15 protein-coding genes are annotated in these 21,410 nt (G+C 70.3%); 10 read left to right on the top strand and 5 right to left on the bottom strand.

Translation table 11 applies throughout. The annotated features are described in order from the left end of the window. Positions 1-118: 118 nt before the first annotated feature. Together JK359_RS37610 and JK359_RS37605 are read left to right on the top strand one after the other, a co-directional pair. Positions 119-547 carry an ATP-binding protein gene (locus JK359_RS37610; protein WP_201844134.1) on the top strand — a complete coding sequence of 143 codons (429 nt, stop codon included), beginning with the start codon at positions 119-121 and terminating at the stop codon, positions 545-547. A 271-nt stretch (positions 548-818) separates the two neighbouring features. Further along, the gene (locus JK359_RS37605; RefSeq protein WP_201844133.1) at positions 819-3,407 is read left to right on the top strand and encodes a SpoIIE family protein phosphatase; all 2,589 of its coding nucleotides are present in this window, start codon (positions 819-821) and stop codon (positions 3,405-3,407) included. A gap of 402 nt (positions 3,408-3,809) precedes the next feature. Here JK359_RS37605 and JK359_RS37600 read toward each other — a convergent pair whose 3' ends face one another. Beyond that, the gene (locus tag JK359_RS37600) at positions 3,810-5,429 is read right to left on the bottom strand and encodes a hypothetical protein (protein WP_201844132.1); all 1,620 of its coding nucleotides are present in this window, start codon (positions 5,427-5,429) and stop codon (positions 3,810-3,812) included. A 191-nt stretch (positions 5,430-5,620) separates the two neighbouring features. On the opposite strand from JK359_RS37600, the gene JK359_RS37595 reads away from it, so the two are divergent. Beyond that, the gene (locus JK359_RS37595; RefSeq protein ID WP_201844131.1) at positions 5,621-6,790 is read left to right on the top strand and encodes a glycoside hydrolase family 18 protein; all 1,170 of its coding nucleotides are present in this window, start codon (positions 5,621-5,623) and stop codon (positions 6,788-6,790) included. A 90-nt stretch (positions 6,791-6,880) separates the two neighbouring features. Here the strand turns inward: JK359_RS37595 and JK359_RS37590 are convergent, their stop codons facing one another. From JK359_RS37590 to JK359_RS37575, 4 genes are read right to left on the bottom strand one after another with little or no spacing between them, the layout of a single operon-like run. After that, positions 6,881-7,651 (bottom strand): succinate dehydrogenase/fumarate reductase iron-sulfur subunit, encoded by a 771-nt coding sequence (locus JK359_RS37590; RefSeq protein ID WP_201844130.1) that lies wholly within the window; start codon positions 7,649-7,651, stop codon positions 6,881-6,883. Then, positions 7,648-9,579, bottom strand: a complete 1,932-nt coding sequence (locus JK359_RS37585) for a fumarate reductase/succinate dehydrogenase flavoprotein subunit (RefSeq protein WP_201844129.1) — start codon at positions 9,577-9,579, stop codon at positions 7,648-7,650. Before JK359_RS37585 ends, JK359_RS37590 begins: the two co-directional genes overlap by 4 nt. A gap of 23 nt (positions 9,580-9,602) precedes the next feature. After that, positions 9,603-10,424 carry a succinate dehydrogenase subunit SdhC gene (gene sdhC / locus JK359_RS37580; RefSeq protein WP_201844128.1) on the bottom strand — a complete coding sequence of 274 codons (822 nt, stop codon included), beginning with the start codon at positions 10,422-10,424 and terminating at the stop codon, positions 9,603-9,605. 24 nt (positions 10,425-10,448) lie between these two features. Next, positions 10,449-10,739, bottom strand: a complete 291-nt coding sequence (locus tag JK359_RS37575; protein WP_201844127.1) for an Rv0250c family protein — start codon at positions 10,737-10,739, stop codon at positions 10,449-10,451. 313 nt (positions 10,740-11,052) lie between these two features. Here JK359_RS37575 and JK359_RS37570 point away from each other — a divergent pair, with 313 nt between their 5' ends. From JK359_RS37570 to JK359_RS37540, 7 genes are all read left to right on the top strand, one after another. Beyond that, positions 11,053-13,347: an ABC transporter substrate-binding protein gene (locus JK359_RS37570; protein WP_201844126.1), complete on the top strand. Its 2,295-nt coding sequence runs from the start codon at positions 11,053-11,055 to the stop codon at positions 13,345-13,347. Between the two features lie 141 nt (positions 13,348-13,488). After that, on the top strand, positions 13,489-15,396 hold the full coding sequence (gene typA / locus JK359_RS37565) for a translational GTPase TypA (protein WP_201844125.1): 1,908 nt from the start codon (positions 13,489-13,491) through the stop codon (positions 15,394-15,396). 565 nt (positions 15,397-15,961) lie between these two features. Then, positions 15,962-16,996: an ABC transporter permease gene (locus JK359_RS37560; protein ID WP_201844124.1), complete on the top strand. Its 1,035-nt coding sequence runs from the start codon at positions 15,962-15,964 to the stop codon at positions 16,994-16,996. Between the two features lie 76 nt (positions 16,997-17,072). Further along, positions 17,073-18,881 carry an ABC transporter substrate-binding protein gene (locus JK359_RS37555; protein ID WP_201844123.1) on the top strand — a complete coding sequence of 603 codons (1,809 nt, stop codon included), beginning with the start codon at positions 17,073-17,075 and terminating at the stop codon, positions 18,879-18,881. An 88-nt stretch (positions 18,882-18,969) separates the two neighbouring features. After that, a complete protein-coding gene (locus tag JK359_RS37550) occupies positions 18,970-19,950 on the top strand; it encodes an ABC transporter permease (protein WP_201844122.1) in 981 nt (326 codons plus the stop codon). A 10-nt stretch (positions 19,951-19,960) separates the two neighbouring features. Next, positions 19,961-21,025, top strand: a complete 1,065-nt coding sequence (locus tag JK359_RS37545; protein ID WP_201844121.1) for an ABC transporter ATP-binding protein — start codon at positions 19,961-19,963, stop codon at positions 21,023-21,025. 19 nt (positions 21,026-21,044) lie between these two features. Then, positions 21,045-21,410 (top strand): ATP-binding cassette domain-containing protein (locus JK359_RS37540; RefSeq protein ID WP_201844120.1); only part of this gene is annotated, 366 nt, incomplete at its 3' end.

Genomic DNA, 21,410 nt, shown 5'->3' with positions numbered 1-21,410 from the left:
GCTCGCCACCCGCCGGGAAGCGCCTCGTACGCCGTTCGTGCCACAGTGCGCCCTCTTACGCGGTACTGCCCGCGGGATATCGGGTATGTGCCCATTAACCCCATGAAACCGGACATGGGTGGGCTCACTGGCCTGGGAAGTGATCGGCGTGATCGACACCGATGGCGACTGCGCCGAGTGGACCTTTCCCGCGGAACCGGGTGCCGTGCGCACCGCCCGCGCCGCGGTCCGCCGCCAGTTGCACGGCTGGCACCTCGACTGCCTCGCCGACCTGGCCGCGCTGCTCGTCAGCGAACTGGTCACCAACTCCCTGCGGCATGCCACCGGGCCCATCGGGGTACGGCTCGTCCGACCCGCCGGCCTCGACGGCGCGCTGCGGGTCGAGGTCTCCGACCCGCTCCCGGACCCGCCCCGCGAGCGGGCCGCGCACCCCGAGGACGAGAGCGGACGCGGCCTCCAGCTGGTCGCCGGGTCCTCGCGCCGCTGGGGCACCCGGCCCGGACCGACCGGAAAGACCGTCTGGTTCGAGCTGGCGGTGCCGGGCTGAGGCCGGAGCATCCGCCGGAGCGGGGGGTGTACGACCGCCGGTGCGCCGTCCGCCGTGCGCGCCGGGGGCGCACGCGGTCCGTGACTGGGTGATTCGGCGGTGTGTTCCCTGGTTAGAAGAGTGGAAGTGTTGTCACGGACCGGTCCGAAAAACACCTGGACCGAGCTGTGATCGTGAACACCGTGTCGTGCGGCGCCGTAGTGCTGGATACTGCGGGCAGCCGCCCCCGGTGACCGGTGCCGGGTGCGGTGAGCTGGAGGGGACGGTTCGCGTGAGCGAGATACCAGCGAAGGCCACGGAGTCCGAGGACCCGTCGGACGGCGCGAGGAGTCAGGCCGCGGAGGATGCCGCGGCACCCGGCGACGCCATGTGGCAGAGCAGTCCGCCCGGTTCGATCTACGACTACATCAGGGTCGCCTCCTTCTCCATCAGCCCCGGCGGGCTCGTCGACCAATGGAGTCTGCGCGCCGAGCAGCTCTTCGGCATCCCCGCAGAACACGCCGTCGGCATGGACCCCATAGAGGCCTTCGTCGACCCCGACCTCCGGGTGCGCGGCCAGCGGAAGATGGCCGAAATCCTCGACGGGCGCGAGTGGACCGGCGTGGTGCCCTTCCGGATGCCGGACCGGCCGGACGGCATCCGCGGCGAAGAGGGCCTGGCCGAGGTCTACGTCATGCCGACCCGCACGGCCGAGGGTGAGAAGGCCGCCGTCTGCATCGTCGTGGACGTCCGCACGCTGCGCAGCATCGAGACCGATCTCGCCGCCTCGCAGGCGATTTTCGGTCAATCCCCCTTCGGCTTCCTGTTGATCGACCTCGACCTCCGGATCCGTCGCGCCAACATGCGATTCGCCTCCATCTTCGGAGGATCCCCGGACGACCACCGCGGCAAGGGAGTTCACGACTATCTCCCGCGCCCCGAGGCCGAGCGGGTTTCGGCCACCCTGCGGCGGGTGCTGGAGTCCGGCGATTCCATCACCGACATGCACGTCACCGGTTACGTCCCCGGCTCCGAGGAACGCCGGCACTGGTCCGTCAACCTCTACCGCGTGCACAGCGGCAGCGGCCGGCCCATCGGCATCGCCTGGCTCGGCACTGACATCACCGCCCGGCGCGCCGCCGCCCGCGAGGCGGCCGCGGCCCGGCGCAACCTGGCCCTGCTCAACGAGGCAGGCGCCCGCATAGGGAACTCGCTCGACCTGGAGACCACGGCCCGCGAACTCCTCGACGTGGTCGTCCCCGGCTTCTGCGACCTCGCCACCGTCGACCTCTACCAGGGTCTGCTGGCCGGCGACGAGACCCCGCCCGGCCTCGCCGACGGCAGCGCCGAACTCCGCCGCGTCGCCTTCGCCAGCGCCGTCTCCGGCGCCCCGTTCAGCGGCTCCGGGGAACCCGTCGAGGTCGGCGCGGTCCACCACTTCCCGTTCAACTCGCCCTGCGCGGACGCCCTGCGCACCGCCCGCCCGCAGCACGTGCCCCCCGAGGAGGGCGGTCTCGTGCAGTCCTCGCTGGCCGTGCCGATGGTCGCCCACGACACGGTCGTAGGACTCGCGCAGTTCGCCCGGACGAAGGGCAGCGAACCGTTCGGCGACCGCGACCGGGACCTCGCCGTGGAGCTGGCCGCCCGCGCGGCGGTCTGCATCGACAACGCCCGCCTCTACCGCCGCGAGCACGAACGGGCGTTGATACTGCAACGGTCCCTGCTCCCGCCCGGCGACCCCGAGGCGTCCGGCCTGGACATCGCCTGCCGCTACCTGCCGGGCAACGCGGCGACCGAGGTCGGCGGCGACTGGTTCGACGTCATCGAACTGCCCGGTCACCGTACGGCTCTGGTCGTCGGGGACGTCATGGGCCGGGGCCTGCGAGCGGCCGTCGCGATGGGTGAACTCCGGACGGCCGTGAGGACCTTGGCCCTGCTCGACCTCGAACCGGCGGAGGTGCTCTCGGCGCTGGACGAGATCGCACGCGGACTCGGCACGCCCGGCGGGGTCCAGCAGGCCACCCGCACCGCCCGGCAGCCCCGCGACGTCGACCTCTCCGAGGTGTACCTCGCGACCTGCGTGTACGCCGTGTACGACGCCGTGACCAGACGATGTACGTTCGCCAACGCCGGCCACCTCCCGCCGGTGCTGGTCGAACCCGGCGAGTCGGCGCTGATGCTCGACGTGCCGCCCGGCATGCCGCTCGGGGTGGGCGGCGAGCCGTTCGAGGAGGTGGAGGTCGAACTCCCGGAGGGCGCGCTGCTGGCGCTCTACACGGACGGACTGGTCGAGTCCCGCGACCATCCGCTGGACGAGGGGCTCCAGGCCTTCGTGGGCGCGCTGACGGACCCCACCCGGCCCCTGGAGGACGTCTGCGACCACGTCCTCAACACCCTCGACACGCACCACGGCGAGGACGACATCGCCCTGCTGATGGCCCGGGTGCAGGGCCTGCCCGCCGACTCCGTGGGGGACTGGACCCTGCCCCGTGAGCCGCGCAGCGTGGGCCGGGCCCGCGAGTACGCCCGCGGCCAGCTGCTGTCCTGGGACCTGGAGCCCTTGGTCGACACGGCGGAACTCCTGGTCAGCGAGCTGGTGACGAACGCGCTGCGGTACGGCGAGGGAGACATCCGGCTACGGCTGCTGCTGGACCGCACGCTGGTCTGCGAGGTCTGGGACTCCGGACTGGTCCAGCCACGGCGTCGGCGGGCCCGGGACACCGACGAGGGGGGACGCGGTCTGCAGTTGGTCGGACTGCTCAGCGCGGCGTGGGGCTCCCGCAGGACCCCTCGCGGCAAGACGGTGTGGTTCGAACTGCCCCTCCCGGGCGGAGAGGGTAGCCTCACGGACCCGGCCGAGGCCCTGTTGAGCCTGTTCTGACCCCGCGCCCGGCCGGCTCGTCCGGGGGCGGGCGGGGTGCCAGGGGCTGACCGCTCCACCGCGCCCCGGCGCCCCGCCCGGCCCTGCCGGCCCGCCCGGCCCTGCCGCCCCGCCCGGACCGGCCAGCTCGACCGGGCCGGTCGGCCCTGTCGGTTCATCCGGCCCTGTCCGCTCGTCCGGCCCTGTCGGCCCGTCCCCTCCTGCCGGTCCTGTCGCTCGTCCCCTCCCTGCCGGTCCTGTCGACTCGTCCCCTCCTGTCGGTCCTGTCGGCTCGTCCCCTCCCTGTCGGTCCTGTCGGCTCGTCCCCTCCTGTCGGTCCTGTCGGCTCGTCCCCCTCCTGCTGGCCCCGTCGGTCCTGTCGGCTCCGGTGGGTGGCTGTGGGGGCGAAGGCCGGCAGCCCGGTCACGGGGTGGTGCGCAGGTGGTGGCGGGAGCGGGTGCCGGGGCCGCCGAAGCCGGCCGGGGGGCCGCCGTCCGGGTCCTCGGCCAGGAGGATCCCGCCGAGTACCGCGCCCGCCAGTCCGGCCGCGTCCCCTCCGGCACCGGCGTACGGCGTGCCGTGCGCCCGTACGTCCCGTTCGGCCAGCTCCCTCGCCTCCCCGGCCGCCGAGTCGGCCCGGCCGGCGCTCCCCTCACCCAGCTCACGTGCCGCCTCCGCCAGCCGGGCCCGGGCCTCCGCACCCACCGCTCCCCGGTGCACCGCGACGAACTCCTCAGCCGCCGCGACCGCGCTCCGCGCCACGAGCAGTTCCGCGGCGTCCAGCACACCCGGCCGCGTCCCCGCCACCCGCTCGACGGCCCGGGCCGTCCGGCGCAGCGCGTCCAGCGGGTCGTACGGTCCCCCGGTCAGTTCCTCGCGGACCGCCGCCAGCACGCCGTCCGCGTAGGCCAGGCGGGCATGCAGCTCACCCGTGGTCAGCGCGGTCCGCGCCCCCTCCCCCCGGGCCGCCGCCAGCTCCGCCTCCGCGCCGGTCAACGCGGCCGGTACCAGTCCCGCCGCCTCCCGCAGCTGCGCCGCCAGCCGTTCCACCCCGGCCACGAGGATCTCGGCCTGTGCCACCGCGCCCTCGCCCGCGCGCAGTTGCCGGGCCGCCCGCGGACCGTCACCGGCGTCGGCGGCCTGCCGGGCCTCGTTGAGCCGGGCGGTGGCGAACAGCAACCGGTCCTTGGCCTGTTCGACGTACCCGGTGACCGATCCGGCCGCCGAGTGCGCATACCGCTCCCGGAGCGCACCCAGGGTCTCCTGCGCGGTCACCGTCCGCACCGCAACGTCCCGGAACCGTCCCTCGGCAACCTCCAGCGAGACCCCGGCACCCCGCGCCTCGCCCTCGGGCCCGCCCACGCCCTGCCCGTCGACCCCCTGCTCGCCCGACCCCCGCAACCGGTCCAGCGCCCCTGCCTCGGCGTCCAGCCGGCGCCCCGCCTCCGCGCAGCGGCCGATCACGCCCACCAGCGCCTGGCGCCGGGCGCTCGCGTCCTCCGGGAGGCCCTCCTCGTACCGCCGCCAGATCGCGAACGCCGCCGACAGCTCGGTCTCGGCCGCTCGCAGCGCATGGGTGAACGGTTCCGCCGGCTTCTCCCCGAACCCCTCCCGAACGAAGGACAGTTCGTCCCGGCTGGTGCGCACGCAGTCGTCGGCCAGGCGCAGCGCCGCCCGGGCCTGGCGTTCGGAGTCGGCCGGGGTGGGCGCGGGCGGCCGGGCCGAGATGATGCCCGGCGTCGTCCGGGTGCGGGCCCGCCGGGTGCGGCGCAGATAGCCGTATCCGGCCAGGGTCACGGCCGCGGTGCCCGCGACGAGCGGCAGTACCAGGTCGGCCGTGGACGTCTCGTCCTGCTGCGGGTCGGCGCTGCTCGCGGCCGTGCCGACGGGGGCCACGGGAACCGGATCACGCGTGTTCACCGTCATCACCGGCAACACCAGCCACCCGGCACCGGCCAGGACACCCAGCACGGCATGCACCACCCGCGCCCGTATGTGCGCGGTGGAGCCACGGGGCCGGGCCCGGATCGGGGAGGACGTCACATTTCGGAGAGTATGGGCAGGTAGGCGGCTTCGCGAGCGGGACGGATACGGGTGGGGGACCAGGCCGACAGGGGGACGGGATGGAAGAAATTCGGACGGGCGAAAACCGGACGGACAAGAACCGGAGGAACCCCCACCGCCCAGACGATCACACGACAGACGCGCCCGCGACAGAGGAGCCCGCGACAGACGTGCCCGCGGCAGACGTGCCCGCGGCAGGCGAGCCCGCGGCAGGCGAGCCCGCGGCAGGCGAACAACCTGCGGACGGGCAGTCGGCGGACGAGCCCGCGCGGGGACTCGGCGAGGGGAGCCGGACGCCGGCGGGGTCGAGCCCCCCGTCCCCGTCTGGGCGCCGCTCCCGTCGGCGGCGTATCGTCCGCGGACTTCTCCTCGCCGTCGCTCTCCTCACGCTCCCCCTCCTCACCGCCGAGACGGCTCTGCGCATCAACTACACCGGCGATCCGGCCCCCGGCACCCGCACCCGGCACCAGGACGCCCTCTGGCTGGGCCATGCCTGGGTGGACGGGCGCAAGACCGACGAGGACGTCGAGGCGCTGGCCGCACGGCTGCGGGGTACCGGGATCCGGGATCTGTACGTCCACGCGGGGCCGCTGGAGCACGACGGGACGCTGCCCCGCTCGGCCTGGCCGCGGGCCCGCTGGCTGATCGGTGCCGTGCACCGGGAACTGCCCGGGGTGCGTGTGCAGGCGTGGCTCGGCGACAAGCTGGCCAGTGAGGGCCCGGAGGGGCTGCGTCTGGAGCGCGCGGACACCCGCGCGGCGGTCGTGACCTCCGCCCGCCAGATCCTCGACGCCGGCTTCGAGGGCACCCACTTCGATCTGGAGCCCCTGCACTCCGGCGACCGCGACTACCTCTCCCTGCTCGACGACCTGCACACCCTCACCCGGACCCGCCACGCCGTCCTGTCCGTCGCTGCCCACCAGATCGACCCGGTGCCCGCGTTCCACTCCTTCTGGGGCACGACCACCGGGCACCCGAAGTGGTGGTCGCAGGCGTACTTCGGCCAGGTGGCCCGCCGGGTGGACCAGATCGCCGTGATGTCGTACGACACCATGCAGCCGCTGCAGAGCCTGTACGGCGGCTACGTGGCCCAGCAGACCAGCCTCGCTCTGGAGGTCACCCCGCAGTCCACGGACCTCCTCATGGGCCTGCCCTTCTACCACGAGAACCGGTTCGGACACTGGGCGCACGCAGAGACGGTCCCGGCGGCCGTCCGCGGTGTCCGGCTGGGCCTGTCCCGCACCGACGCCGACCGCGCCCGCTTCGGCGTGGCCCTGTACGTCGACTTCGCGGCGACGGAGGACGACTGGCGGGCCTACGAGGAGGACTGGGTCCGGTGACCGGGGCCGCCGGGCGCGAACGGCGACGCCCGGCCCCGGACCGACGGCTGCGCGGTGGCACGGCGTACGAACGGGCTCAGGCGCCGTCCCTCACGGCGTCCGCCTCCTGATCTTCGAGCCCAGCCACACCAGCGGGTCGTACTTGCGGTCCACGGCGCGTTCCTTCAGGGGGATCAGGGCGTTGTCGGTGATCTTGATGCCCTCGGGGCAGACCTCCGTGCAGCACTTGGTGATGTTGCAGTAGCCGAGGCCGTGCTCGTCCTGGGCCGTCCGTTTGCGGTCCAGGCCGGTCTCCGCGGCGGCGTCCAGCGGGTGCATGTCCAGTTCGGCCACCCGCATCAGGAAACGCGGCCCGGCGAACGCCGGCTTGTTCTCCTCGTGGTCGCGGACCACGTGGCAGGTGTCCTGGCACAGGAAGCACTCGATGCACTTGCGGAACTCCTGCGAGCGGTCCACGTCCTCCTGCATCATGCGGTACTCGCCGGGACCCACACCGGCGGGCGGCACGAAGGCCGGGACCTCCCTCGCCTTCTGGTAGTTGAAGCCGACGTTCGTCACCAGGTCACGGACCACAGGGAACGCGCGGAGCGGAGTGATCGTGATCGTCTCCGTACGGTCGAAGACCGACATGCGGGTCATGCACAGCAGCCGCGGGCGGCCGTTGATCTCCGCCGAGCACGAACCGCACTTGCCTGCCTTGCAGTTCCAGCGCACGGCCAGATCGGGCGCCTGGGTGGCCTGGATGCGGTGGACGATGTCCAGGACCACTTCGCCGTCGTTCACCTCCACCGTGAAGTCCTTCAGGCCGCCGCCCTGTCCGTCGCCCCGCCACACCTTGAAACGGGCCTCGTAGCTGCTCACTCGTACAGCTCCTCTTCGGCGAGGTACTTGACCAGCTCCTCCTTCTCGAAGAGGGCGAGCAGGTCCGGGCGGATGGGATCGGTGGTCTCCCGGGCGAGGCGGATCTGGCCCCGGGCGGGGTCGGTCGCCGCGAGCCCGCCGGTGGGGTCGGCCAGGGTGCAGAGCAGGTTCACGTTGCGCCAGGCGCGGTCCATCGTCGGATGGTCCTCGCGGGTGTGGCCGCCGCGCGACTCGGTGCGCTCCAGCGCCGCCCGGGCCACACACTCGCTGACCAGCAGCATGTTCCTGAGGTCGAGGGCGAGGTGCCAGCCGGGGTTGAACTGGCGGTGGCCCTCGACGCCGGCCCGCCGGGCCCGCTCCCGCAGCTCGGCCAGTCTGTGCAGGGCCTGCTCCATCTCGCCCTCGCGGCGGATGATGCCGACCAGGTCGTTCATGGTCTGCTGGAGCTCCTGGTGCAGGGTGTACGCGTTCTCCGGCGGGCCCGCCTCGCCCTCGGCCTCCGCCGAGAAGGGGCGCAGGGCCTCCGCCGCGGCCGTGTCGACCTGGGCGTCGTCGACCGGCGGGCGCCGGTGGGCCAGCCCCTGCGCGTACTCGGCCGCGTGCCAGCCCGCGCGGCGGCCGAAGACCAGCAGGTCGGACAGCGAGTTGCCGCCGAGCCGGTTGGAGCCGTGCATGCCGCCGGCCACCTCGCCGGCCGCGTACAGTCCCGGCACCCCGCGGGCCGCCGCCGTGTCGGAGTCCACCGCGATGCCGCCCATGACGTAGTGGCAGGTCGGCCCGACCTCCATCGCCTCGGCCGTGATGTCGACGTCCGCCAGCTCCTTGAACTGGTGGTACATCGACGGCAGCCGGCGCCGGATCACCTCGGCGGGCATGCGGGTGGAGACGTCGAGGAAGACCCCGCCGTGCGGTGAGCCGCGGCCCGCCTTCACCTCGGCGTTGATGGCCCGCGCCACCTCGTCGCGGGGGAGCAGCTCGGGAGGGCGCCGGTTGTTGTCCGGGTCCTCGTACCACCGGTCGCCCTCGTCCTCCGACTCGGCGTACTTCTCCTTGAAGACGTCCGGGATGTAGTCGAACATGAACCGCTTGCCGTCGGAGTTCCGCAGCACTCCGCCGTCCCCGCGTACCGACTCGGTGACGAGGATGCCCTTCACCGACGGCGGCCAGACCATGCCGGTCGGGTGGAACTGCACGAACTCCATGTTCAGCAGCGGGGCACCGGCCAGGAGGGCCAGCGCGTGGCCGTCGCCCGTGTACTCCCAGGAGTTCGAGGTGACCTTGAAGGACTTGCCGATCCCGCCGGTCGCGACGACCACGGCGGGTGCCTCCAGGACGAAGAAGCGGCCGGACTCCCGCTCGTAGGCGAAGACCCCGGACACCTGCGGCCCGTCCTTCAGGACCCGGGTGACCGTGCACTCCTGGAAGACCTTCAGCCGGGACTCGTAGTCCCCGGTCTCCTTGAAGTCCTCCTGCTGGAGGGCCACGATCTTCTGCTGGAGCGTGCGGATCAGCTCCAGCCCCGTACGGTCGCCGACGTGGGCCAGGCGGGGGTACTCGTGCCCGCCGAAGTTGCGCTGCGAGATACGGCCGTCCTTCGTACGGTCGAACAGCGCGCCCCAGGTCTCCAGCTCCCACACCCGGTCCGGTGCCTCCTGCGCGTGCAGCTCGGCCATCCGCCACTGGTTGAGGAACTTGCCGCCGCGCATGGTGTCGCGGAAGTGGACCTGCCAGTTGTCGTGCTCGTTGGCATTGGCCATCGCCGCCGCGATGCCGCCCTCCGCCATCACCGTGTGCGCCTTGCCGAACAGCGACTTGCAGATCACCGCCGTACGGGCACCCCGCTCGCGCGCCTCGATCGCGGCCCGCAGCCCGGCGCCGCCGGCACCGACCACGACGACGTCCCACTCCTGCCGGTCCACCACGGACATCAGTCAGTCCCTCACTGGAATCTCTAGAAGAAGCGCGGATCGTCGAAGACCCCGGACGCGACGAGGTAGACGTAGAAGTCGGCGAGCGCCACGCTCAGCAGCGAGGCCCAGGCCAGCTGCATGTGGCGGGCGTTGAGCTTCCCGATGAACTGCCACGTCCGGTACCGCACGGGGTGCTTCGAGAAGTGCTTGAGCTTGCCGCCGACGATGTGCCGGCACGAGTGGCAGGACAGCGTGTACGCCCAGATCAGCACGATGTTGGCCAGGAAGACGAGGGTGCCCAGGCCCATGTGGCCCCAGCGGTAGTGCGGGTCCCGGAAGGCCAGCACGGTGTCGTAGGTGAGCACGGCCGCGACCAGGAGTGCGGCGTAGAAGAAGTACCGGTGCAGGTTCTGCAGGATCAGCGGGAAGCGGGTCTCACCGGTGTACTTCCTGTGCGGCTCGGCCACCGCGCAGGCGGGCGGGGACGCCCAGAAGGCGCGGTAGTACGCCTTGCGGTAGTAGTAGCAGGTCAGCCGGAAGCCGAGCGGGAAGATCAGGATGATGATCGCGGGCGAGATGGCCCACCAGGCCCCGAAGAGGTCGGCGTTCGGCCCGGCGCCCATGGTCCGGCAGTTCTCCGCCAGGCAGGGCGAGTAGAACGGCGAGACGTACGGCGCCGCGTAGTAGTGCGTGTTGGCGAAGGCCCGCCAGGTCGAATAGACCACGAAGGCCAGCAGACCGGCCGCGGTGACGGCGGGCGCCAGCCACCAGCGGTCGGTCCGCAGGTGCGGGGCGGTGATCGCGGCGCGCGTACGGGTCCGTACGCCGCCGCTGTTCTGCTGGGGTTCCGTACCAGTGGCCAAAGGGGACTCCGGTCGGTAGCGGGATCAGGGGGCGCGACGGTCGCGGGCGCCCAGGCCCTCGTCGTCCGAGTCCGTCCACAGGCTGATGTCGTAGGGCGTGTCGGAGATGGTGACGAGGTCGGGACGGCGTGCCGTGTCCGGGGCGGCGGCAGCCTCCCGCAGCAGGGCCACGCTCTCCCGCAGATGGTCGGCGTCCAGCCTGACCCGGCGCATCTCCAGGCCGCCGCTGCCGAGCTGGTGCTCCAGGCGCCCCAGCGACCGGTACATGTCGTCCAGGGAACGCTGGACCGAGGTGATGTCGTCGTGCACGGACATGGCTTGCCCTCACTTTCGTGGGTCCGGTGGGCCCTGAGCGGCAACGTTCATGCGCCTTGGAGTGTTGCGCGCCACACATGCCGGTGTGAAGGCATGTGCAGCGATTGGCGGAGGCGCGTGGATGCATCCAGGGGGGTGTTGCGCCGCACGGGTGGGGTTACCGCCCGCTGTCGCCGTGTCGCCCACGGTGGCCGGACCCTTTCCTCTTCAGTGGCCGCATAGATCTGATCAGCTCCATATACCGCCAAAAGTGATCAGCTCCAGATACCGACAAATGTGAGCATAAGGCCCGCGGCTTCACGGAGGTAGCAGGATGTCCTACGACGGCGTCGGTCCGCGCGCGGTCATGCGCTCGGTCGCCTTCCTCACCGCGGGAGCGCTCGCGGTGCCGCTCCTCGCCGGCTGCGGCTCCGACGAGGACGAGGCCGGCAAACCCCTCGCCGGGCAGGACATCGCACCGGCCGCCCGGGAGCTGGTCGCCGACGGCGGCACCCTCAAGTGGGCCGTCGACGCGGTGCCCGAGACCCTCAACACCTTCCAGGCCGACGCCGACGCCGCCACCGGCCGGGTCGCCCAGGCCGTGCTGCCGTCGATGTTCCGCCTGGACGCGTCCGGCCGCCCGGTGGCCAATCCCGCCTACCTGGAATCCGCCAAGGTCATCGAGACCGAGCCGCGCCAGGTCGTGCTCTACAAGCTGAACCAGCAGGCCGTCTGGAGCGACGGCCGCGAGATCGGCGCCGCCGACTTCGTCGCCCAGTGGCGGGCCCTGTCCGGCAAGAACAGCGCCTACTGGACCGCCCGCAACGCCGGGTACGACCGGATCGCGAAGATCGAGCGCGGCGCCAACGACCTCCAGGTCCGGGTCACCTTCGACCGCCCCTACGCCGACTGGCGGTCGCTGTTCTCACCGCTGTACCCGAAGGACGTCATGGGCACCCCGGACGCCTTCAACGACGGCGCCCGCCGCAAGCTGAACGTCACCGCCGGCCCCTTCAAGGTGGAGAAGGTCGACACCGCCAAGAAGGACGTCGTCCTCACCCGCAACCCGCGCTGGTGGGGCAAGCCGGCCAAGCTGAACCAGATCGTGCTGCACGCCGTCGCCCGCGACAAGCGGGCCGCCGCGCTCGCCGACGGCAGCGTGGACCTCGCCGAGGTCGACACCGCCGAGGCGCAGCGCATCGGCCTCGCCACCCGGGAGAAGGGCACCGGCACCCCGCTGCAGGGTTCCGGGAAGACCTCCGCGAAGAAGCTGCGCTCCTGGGCGCTCGCCCACGGCTTCGACTCCGACGAGGTGCACGCCGGCGACAAGAAGCTGCGCAAGGCGATCACCCGGTACCTGGACCAGCAGCAGGCGCTGCGCGACTTCGAGGTCCGCAAGTCCCTGGAGCCCGCCTACACCCAGCTCGCCCTGAACGGCTCGACGGGCCCCCTCGCCGACGAGCGGGTCCGCCGGGCCGTCGCCCGCGCCCTGGACCGCGAGGAGCTGGCCCGGCTGGTGCTCGCCCCGCTGGGCCTGCCCGCCGTTCCGGTCGGCAGCCACCTGGCCCTGGCGGGACAGGCCGCCTATGCCGACAACAGCGGCGCGATCGGCGACCAGGACACCAAGGAGGCGCAGGCGCTGATCGCCGACGCGGGCTGGGTGCGCGGCGGCCCGGTCAAGGAGCCGAAGAAGCCCGAGAAGGCGGCCGGCCCCGAGCGTAAGTCCGAGGACACGTCGGAGGGCGGCAGCGACGGCGAGTACATCGTCGGCGAGGACGACAAGAACCAGGACGACAAGAACCGGGACGACGGGCAGGACGAGGCGCAGGAGGACGGCCCGGACGAGGTACAGGAGGAGGAGGCCCGGAGCGCGGCGCGGTACGAGGGGCGGGACGCGTCGCGGGACGACCGGCGCGGCGACGGCAAGGGCAAGCACCACGAGTCCGCCGACGACAAGCGCGAGCACGGCGACCACCTCGCCCGCGAGAGCCGGCACGGCGGCGCGCCCGGCGCGTACGCCCCCCAGGGCACGGCCGCCCCGGCCGCCGCCCCGGCCGGACCGTTCGCCAAGAACGGCAAGGCCCTCGCGCTCCGCTTCGTCCTGCCCTCCGGCCCCGGCTCGGACACGCTGAACACGGTCGCCGAGCGCATCTCCACGATGCTGGAACAGGTCGGCATCCGTACGACGATCACCAAGGTCTCGGACGAGAGCTACTTCAAGGACCACATCGCCGCCGGCGACTACGACCTCGCCCTGTACTCCTGGCCGTCCTCCGCCTTCCCCGCGACGGACGCCCGGCCGGTCTACGCCAAGCCGCTGCCGGCGGCGGACGGCTCGGTGAACGTCGAGCAGAACTACACGCGGGTCGGTACGGACCAGGTCGACCAGCTCTTCGACCAGGCCGCGACCACGCTGGACGAGGACGAGGCGAAGGACCTGATCCGCAAGGCCGACGCCAGGATCTGGGCCGCGGCCGGATCCGTCCCCCTCTACCAGCGGCCCCAGCTGGTGGGAGCGCGGAAGAACCTGGTCAACGCGGGGGCCTTCGGTTTCCAGACGCCGGTCTACGAGGACATGGGCTACCTGAAGAAGGGGGCGAAGGTCTCGCCGAGCCCGTCCGTCAAGTGAGACCCATGTGGCCCTGAGGAGGCCTACCCCCTCAGGGCCACGTAACATGGGGTGAGGCCGTGGCATGTCAAGCCCGGCAGGGCCCGCGTCACACGGACGTACGCAGAGGGCCTTCCTCACACCCCGGGAGTACGTCGCAATATGGCCACGCGCCACGACATCCGCAACGTCGCCATCGTCGCCCACGTCGACCACGGCAAGACCACCATCGTCGACGGCATGCTGAAGCAGGCCGGCGCGTTCGCCGCCCACCAGCTCGACCAGGTCGACGACCGAGTCATGGACTCGAACGACCTGGAGCGTGAGAAGGGCATCACGATCCTCGCCAAGAACACGGCGGTCAAGTACCACCCGAAGGACGGCGGGGACCCGATCACGATCAACATCATCGACACCCCCGGCCACGCCGACTTCGGCGGCGAGGTCGAGCGCGGTCTGTCGATGGTCGACGGTGTCGTGCTGCTGGTGGACGCCTCCGAGGGCCCGCTGCCGCAGACCCGGTTCGTGCTGCGCAAGGCCCTCCAGCAGCGCCTGCCCGTCATCCTGTGCATCAACAAGACGGACCGCCCGGACTCCCGCATCGACGAGGTCGTCAACGAGACCTACGACCTGTTCCTGGACCTGGACGCGGACGAGGACCAGATCGAGTTCCCGATCGTCTACGCCTGCGGCCGTGACGGCGTCGCCTCGCTGACCAAGCCGGACGACGGCACGGTCCCGGCCGACAGCGACAGCCTGGAGCCGTTCTTCTCCACGATCCTCGAGCACATCCCGGCCCCGACGTACGAGGAGGACGCGCCGCTCCAGGCCCACGTCACCAACCTCGACGCCGACAACTTCCTCGGCCGTATCGCGCTGCTCCGCGTCGAGCAGGGCGAGCTGCGCAAGGGCCAGACGGTCGCCTGGATCAAGCGCGACGGCTCGGTGAGCAACGTCCGCATCTCCGAGCTGATGATGACCGAGGCGCTCACCCGCAAGCCGGCGGAGATGGCCGGCCCCGGTGACATCTGCGCCGTCGCCGGTATCCCGGACATCATGATCGGCGAGACCCTCGCCGACACCGAGAACCCGGTCCCGCTCCCGCTGATCACGGTGGACGAGCCCGCGATCTCCATGGTCATCGGCACCAACACCTCCCCGCTGGTCGGCCGCGGCGGCACCGGCAAGGGCGCGGACGCGAAGGCGGCCGTCAAGGACCGCAAGGTCACCGCCCGCCAGGTCAAGGACCGCCTGGACCGCGAGCTGATCGGTAACGTCTCGCTGCGCGTGCTGGAGACCGACCGCCCGGACGCCTGGGAGGTCCAGGGCCGTGGTGAACTGGCGCTCGCCATCCTGGTCGAGCAGATGCGCCGCGAGGGCTTCGAGCTGACCATCGGCAAGCCCCAGGTCGTCACCAAGGACGTCGACGGCAAGGTCTACGAGCCCGTCGAGCGCATGACGATCGACGTGCCCGAGGAGCACATGGGCGCCGTCACGCAGCTCATGGGCGTCCGCAAGGGCCGTATGGACAACATGTCCAACCACGGCTCGGGCTGGGTCCGCATGGAGTTCGTGGTGCCCTCCCGCGGCCTCATCGGCTTCCGCACCGAGTTCCTGACCCAGACCCGCGGCACCGGTATCGGCCACTCGATCCACGAGGGCCACGAGCCCTGGTTCGGCACGCTGCAGACCCGCAACAACGGTTCGCTCGTCGCCGACCGCTCCGGTGCCGTCACCGCGTTCGCGATGACGAACCTTCAGGAGCGCGGCGTGCTCTTCGTGGAGCCGGGCACCGAGGTGTACGAGGGCATGATCGTCGGCGAGAACTCCCGCTCCGACGACATGGACGTCAACATCACCAAGGAGAAGAAGCTCACCAACATGCGGTCCTCGACGGCCGATGTGGCCGAGTCGATCGTGCCGCCGCGCAAGCTGTCGCTGGAGCAGTCGCTGGAGTTCTGCCGCGACGACGAGTGTGTCGAGGTGACCCCGGAGGCCGTTCGCATCCGCAAGGTCGTGCTCGACCAGCGTGACCGTGCCCGCGCCGCGAGCCGCGCCAAGCACGGCTGATCCGCCCGCACTTGAGCCCGGGTGTCCCCATGATGGGGGCACCCGGGCTTTTTGCAACCCGTTTTCCGGCGGCCGGCGGGTGAACACGGGGTCAGTGGTGTCCGGATTGCGGAGATCCCCGACCGATACCCATGTAACACGTCCGTTTCGCGGCCTTCTCCCGGCGAACAGTTTGTCCAGTTTTTGGAAGTTCTTCGCGTCAGCTGTGACTGAATTGAGATTTAAAGACAGTGGTCGCCACCTGCCTCATGGCAGATAGTTAGCCGCGTAGCGCTCGGGTCAATGGGTCTCGCGCTGTGGGGACAGCGCCGACTCACGAGCACCAGGGGGTGTCTGACCCTCCGTCAGGGGTGTCGGAGGGAAGACGGTAACCCTCTCCTGTTGGTGAACACGTGAAGTCATGAGGAGGAACCCCCATGCGTGGTGTCACGAACACCAAGTGGGTCGGTCCGTCACGTCCATCGGTGTGATCCGTCTGTAGAACTACGCGCGTCCGGCTGCGGATTAGCGCGTCCTCGGAGTACCCGGGTACCACTCACACTTATACCTGTGGAACGGACGAACCGTGACAAGTCCTATCGACATTGAGGGCGGCGGAGCTTCGGTCGTCGTCGACGGCGAACCAGGGCCGGAGACGAAGAGCGAAGCCGTCAAGCTCGAAGGCCGGTCACCCGGCCAGCTGATGTGGATGCGCTTCAAGCGCGACCGCACCGGCGTGATCTCGGCCTACGTCGTGGGCTTCTTCTTCCTGATCGGACTGCTCGCCCCGCTCATCTCCAAGCTGTACGGCAAGGACCCGTACACCGTGTACGCGGACGAGCGCCCCGAACTCTTCGACAGCGCCGGCGTGCCGGTGCAGCCCAACGGCGGTATCAGCAGCGAGTTCTGGTTCGGCCTCGAACCGGGCAACGGCTACGACGTCTTCACCAAGCTGATCTACGGCATCCGCACCTCGCTGATGATCTCGGTCGCCGTGACGGTCGCGGTCGTCGTGACCGGCATCCTGCTCGGCGTCACGGCCGGCTACCTGGGCGGCAAGGCCGACTACATCATCGGCCGGGTCATCGACTTCCTGCTCGCCTTCCCGGCCCAGCTGTTCTTCATCGCGAGCATGCCCGTCGTCGTCTCCCTGTTCGTCAGCCCACGCGACGAGACACCCACGTACGTCCGGGTGGTGGCGCTGATCCTCGTCCAGTGGTTCCTGGGCTGGATGGGCCTGGGCCGCATCCTGCGCGGCACCGCACTCGCCCTGCGGGAACGGGAGTTCATCGAGGCGGCCAAGGTCAGCGGTGCGTCACCCTGGCGGATCATCCGCAAGGAGATCCTGCCGAACATCGTCACCCCGCTGCTGGTGCAGTCGACGTATCTGCTGCCCGGTTTCGTGACCGCCGAGGCCGGTCTGTCCTTCCTCGGTGTGGGCATCGTCGAACCGACGCCGGACTGGGGACAGATGTTCTCCAAGGCGTCCACCGAACTGGTGATGCAGAACGACATCACCTACATGTTCTTCCCCGGCATCTCGATGATCATTTTCGTCGTCGCGTTCAACCTGCTCGGGGACTCGGTCAGAGACGCATTCGATCCCAAGACCGCGCGCTGACCTTTAGCACGTTCTCTTTCGCACTGGTGACACACAGATCGCACTGGTGACACACAGATGGGTGGGAATCTTCGTGATGAGTAGGGGCGGACGCCACGCCTACGGCACACTCTCCGTGCTCGCGGCCGGGGCTCTTGTGCTCACCGGTTGCAGCAAGGGCGGCAGCGACGGCGGCAGCGACGGCAAGAAGGACCAGCAGAACGCCAAGCGGCAGCAGGCGTCCATCAAGTTCGGTGACGCGGCGGCCTCCACGGGCCCGGCCGCGGAGGTACCCGGCGCCAAGTCCGGCGGCACGATGGAGGTGCTGCAGCGTGACAGCTACGCCCACCTCGACCCGGCGCAGATCTACGTCTCCGACGAGGGCTCGCTGGCCTCGCTGCTCCACCGCGGCCTGACCGGTTACAAGGCCACGAGCGACGACGGCAGCAAGCACGAGGTGGTCGGCGACCTCGCCACCGACTCCGGCACCACCACCGACGGCGGCAAGACCTGGAAGTACACCCTCAAGGACGGCGTGAAGTTCCAGGACGGTTCCCCGATCACGTCCAAGGACGTCCGGCACAGCGTCGAGCGGCTCTTCGCGCCGTTCATCAACCAGGGCCCCACCTACCTCCAGCAGTGGCTGGCCGACAAGCCGGGCACGGAGTACCGCAAGCTGCTCAAGGACGGCCCTTACAAGGGCAAGCACCTGCCCGACTCGGTCCTGGAGACCCCGGACGACAAGACGATCGTCTTCCACTTCAAGACCCCGCACCCCGACCTCCCCTACGCCCTGGCGATGGCGGGTTACGCGCTGGTCTCGGAGAAGGGCGACACCAAGGAGAAGTACGACAAGGCGCCGGTCGTGACCGGCCCGTACAAGATCGAGTCCTTCAAGTCCGGCAAGTCGATGGTGCTGGTCAAGAACACCAACTGGGACCCGAAGACGGACCCGATCCGCCACCAGTACGTGGACCAGTTCAACATCACGTTCAACCAGCAGTACGAGACGTCCACCAAGGCCCTGCTCGCCGACAGCGGCGCGGACCAGGCCGGCGTCAGCTTCAACAACCAGGTCGACGCGGGCAACCTCTCCCAGGTGCTGCGCGACCCGAAGATGAAGGCCCGCACGGTCTCCGGCTACCAGCCGTACGTGGGCCAGATGAACATCAACATGAGCCACCCGGCCATGAAGGACAAGACGATCCGCGAGGCCATCGCCTACGCCCTGCCGGTCACCCCGTTCGTGCGCGCCTACGGCGGCACCGACGCCATGGAGGTCGCGGGCGGCCTGATCTCCCCGACCGTCTCCGGCTACGACGCGGCGTTCGACCCGTGGGGCAAGAAGAAGAAGCCCGCCGGTGACCCGGCCAAGGCCAAGGAGCTGCTGCAGAAGGCCGGCAAGCTCAACATGAAGCTGACCTTCGGCTACATCAACACCCCCGAGGGCCAGCAGTACTCCACCGCCATGGCGGCGGGCCTGAAGAAGGCCGGCTTCAACGTCCAGCGCCAGGAGATCCCGGCCGAGACCTTCTACGACCAGGTCTCCAAGCTGAACAACAACTACGACATCTTCCACACCGCGTGGGGTGCCGACTGGCCGTCCGCCTCGACCGTGATGCCGCCGCTGTACGACGGCCGCGTGATCGCCGACGGCGCGCAGAACTACTCGCAGATCAACGACCCGAAGATCAACAGCGAGATCGACCGGATCAACCAGATCACCGACCCGGTCAAGTCCGCGGCCGAGTGGGAGAAGCTCGACCAGTACATCGTCAAGGACGTCGTCAACGTCGTCCCGACGGCGTACTACAAGCAGACCCAGATCGCCGGCTCCAAGGTCGGCGGCCTCGTCTACGACGACGTGCTCGGCGGGGTCGACCCGCGTCGCCTCTACATCAAGTAACCGTCCCCTGCCGGTACCCGGCGCGCCCGCACAGTCGCGGGGCGCCGGGTACCGCCCGGACCGCCGACGTCAGAGAGCTGCCTCTGCCATGCTGCGCTTCCTCGTGCGCCGGACCCTCGGTGCCGTCGTCATCCTTTTCCTGCTGAGCATCGTCGCGTTCCTGCTGTTCTTCGGGGTGCCCCGTGACCCGGCACTGCTGATGTGCGGCAAGACCTGCAACCCGGACAGCATCGCGAACATCCACCATGTGCTCGGCCTGGACAAGTCCATCCCCGAGCAGTACTGGATCTTCCTGCACAACCTCGTCCTGGGCAGCGACCAGTTCGCCCAGGGCCCCTGCCCGGCCCCGTGCTTCGGCTACTCGTACCACACCAACGAGCAGGTCTGGGAAACCCTGATGGACCGCCTGCCCACCACCTTCTCGCTCACCCTCGGCGGGGCCGTCTGCTTCCTGATCGTCGGCCTCGGCACGGGCCTGCTCGCCGCCTGGCGGCGCGGCACGCTGATCGACAAGGCGGCGACCGGCGGCGCGATGGTGCTCAGTTCGATGCAGATCTACTTCCTGGGCCCGCTGGCGCTTGCCGTCCTCGTCTACCAGACGCACTGGTTCGACAAGCCGGCCTACAACGAGTTCACCCAGGACCCGGCCTCCTGGTTCACCGGTCTGATCATCCCCTGGGTGGTCCTCTCCACGATCTTCGCCGCGCAGTACACCCGTATGGCGCGGTCCTCGATGATCGAACAGCTCCAGGAGGAGCACGTCCGCACCGCCCGCGCCAAGGGCATGTCACGGCGCTACGTCTTCTTCCGCTACGCCTGGCGCGGCTCGCTGATCCCCATCGTCACCATCTTCGGCATCGACCTCGGCTCGCTGCTCGGCGGCGCCATCATCACCGAGACCACCTTCAGCCTGCCCGGTCTCGGTCAGCTCGCCGTCCAGTCCGTGTTCTTCAGCGATCTGCCGCTGCTGCTCGGCGTGATGCTGTTCTCCGCCACCATGATCCTGCTCTTCAACATCATCGTCGACGCCGCCTACGCCTTCATCGACCCGCGCGTACGGCTGTCCTAGGAGCACTGTCGTGACCACTCTGACCAAGGAAGCCGGTGCTCCCGACCCGGCCGGCACCGGTCCTCTGCTCTCGGTGCGGGACCTGCACGTCAGCTTCAAGACCGAGGACGGCGTCGTACGGGCCGTGGACGGACTCTCCTTCGACGTGGAGCGCGGCAGGACGCTCGGCATCGTGGGGGAGTCCGGCTCGGGCAAGTCGGTGACGAACCTGACCATCCTCGGCCTGCACAACCCCATGTTCACCACCGTCGAGGGCGAGATCCTGCTGGACGGGCGGGAGCTGACCACGGCCCGCGAGTCGGAGCTGGAGAAGCTGCGCGGCAACAAGGTCGCCATGATCTTCCAGGACCCGCTCACCGCGCTCTCCCCGTACTACACCGTCGGCCGGCAGATCGCCGAGCCGTACATGAAGCACAACGGCGCCTCCAAGAAGGCCGCCTGGGAGCGGGCCGTGGAGATGCTCGGCAAGGTCGGCATCCCCAACCCCCGGGCACGGGCGGCGGACTACCCGCACCAGTTCTCCGGCGGTATGCGCCAGCGCGCGATGATCGCCATGGCGCTGGTCTGCGACCCCGACCTGCTGATCGCCGACGAGCCGACGACGGCCCTGGACGTCACGGTCCAGGCGCAGATCCTGGACCTGCTCAAGGACCTCCAGCAGGAGTTCGGTTCCGGCATCATCTTCATCACCCACGACCTGGGCGTGATCGCCGACATGGCCGACGACATCATGGTGATGTACGCGGGCGGCGCGGTGGAGCGGGGCACGACCGAGGAGGTGCTCCGCGCACCCCAGCACCCGTACACCTGGGGCCTGCTGAACTCGATGCCGCGCCTCGACTCCGACCTCGGCGCCCAGCTCTCCCCGATCCCCGGCGCCCCGCCCTCGCTGCTGCACCCGCCGTCCGGCTGCCGCTTCCACCCGCGCTGCACCTTCCAGGACCGGGTCGAGGGGGCGGGCCGCTGCGTGAACGAACGCCCGCTGCTGGCCCCGGACCGGGCGTCGGCCTGCCACCTGACCGCCGACCAGAAGCGGACCATCTTCATCGAGGAGATCAAGCCCCGACTGGGCTAGGTCATAGGAGGACACCGTCATGAAAGAGGACCTGGTCCTCCCGGTCCCGCGGGAGAAGAGCACCGGCGCGGACGGGGAGCCGCTGCTCAAGGTCGCGGGGCTGACCAAGCACTTCCCGGTCAAGGGCGGCTTCCCGATCCGCCGTACGGTCGGCTCGGTGCAGGCCGTGGACGGCATCGACCTGACCGTGCACGCAGGCGAGAGCTTCGGCCTGGTCGGCGAGTCGGGCTGCGGCAAGTCGACCACGGGCCGGCTCATCACCCGCCTGATGGAGCCGACGAGCGGCACGATCACCTACCGGGGCAGGGACATCAGCCGCGCGACGCGCAAGCAACTCGCGCCGATCCGGTCCGAGATCCAGATGATCTTCCAGGACCCGTACTCG

Source organism: Streptomyces actinomycinicus, from assembly GCF_016741775.1.
GTDB lineage: Bacteria > Actinomycetota > Actinomycetes > Streptomycetales > Streptomycetaceae > Streptomyces > Streptomyces actinomycinicus.
Note: the sequence above shows the minus strand (reverse complement) of the source record. Positions and strands in the feature narration are given on the sequence as shown.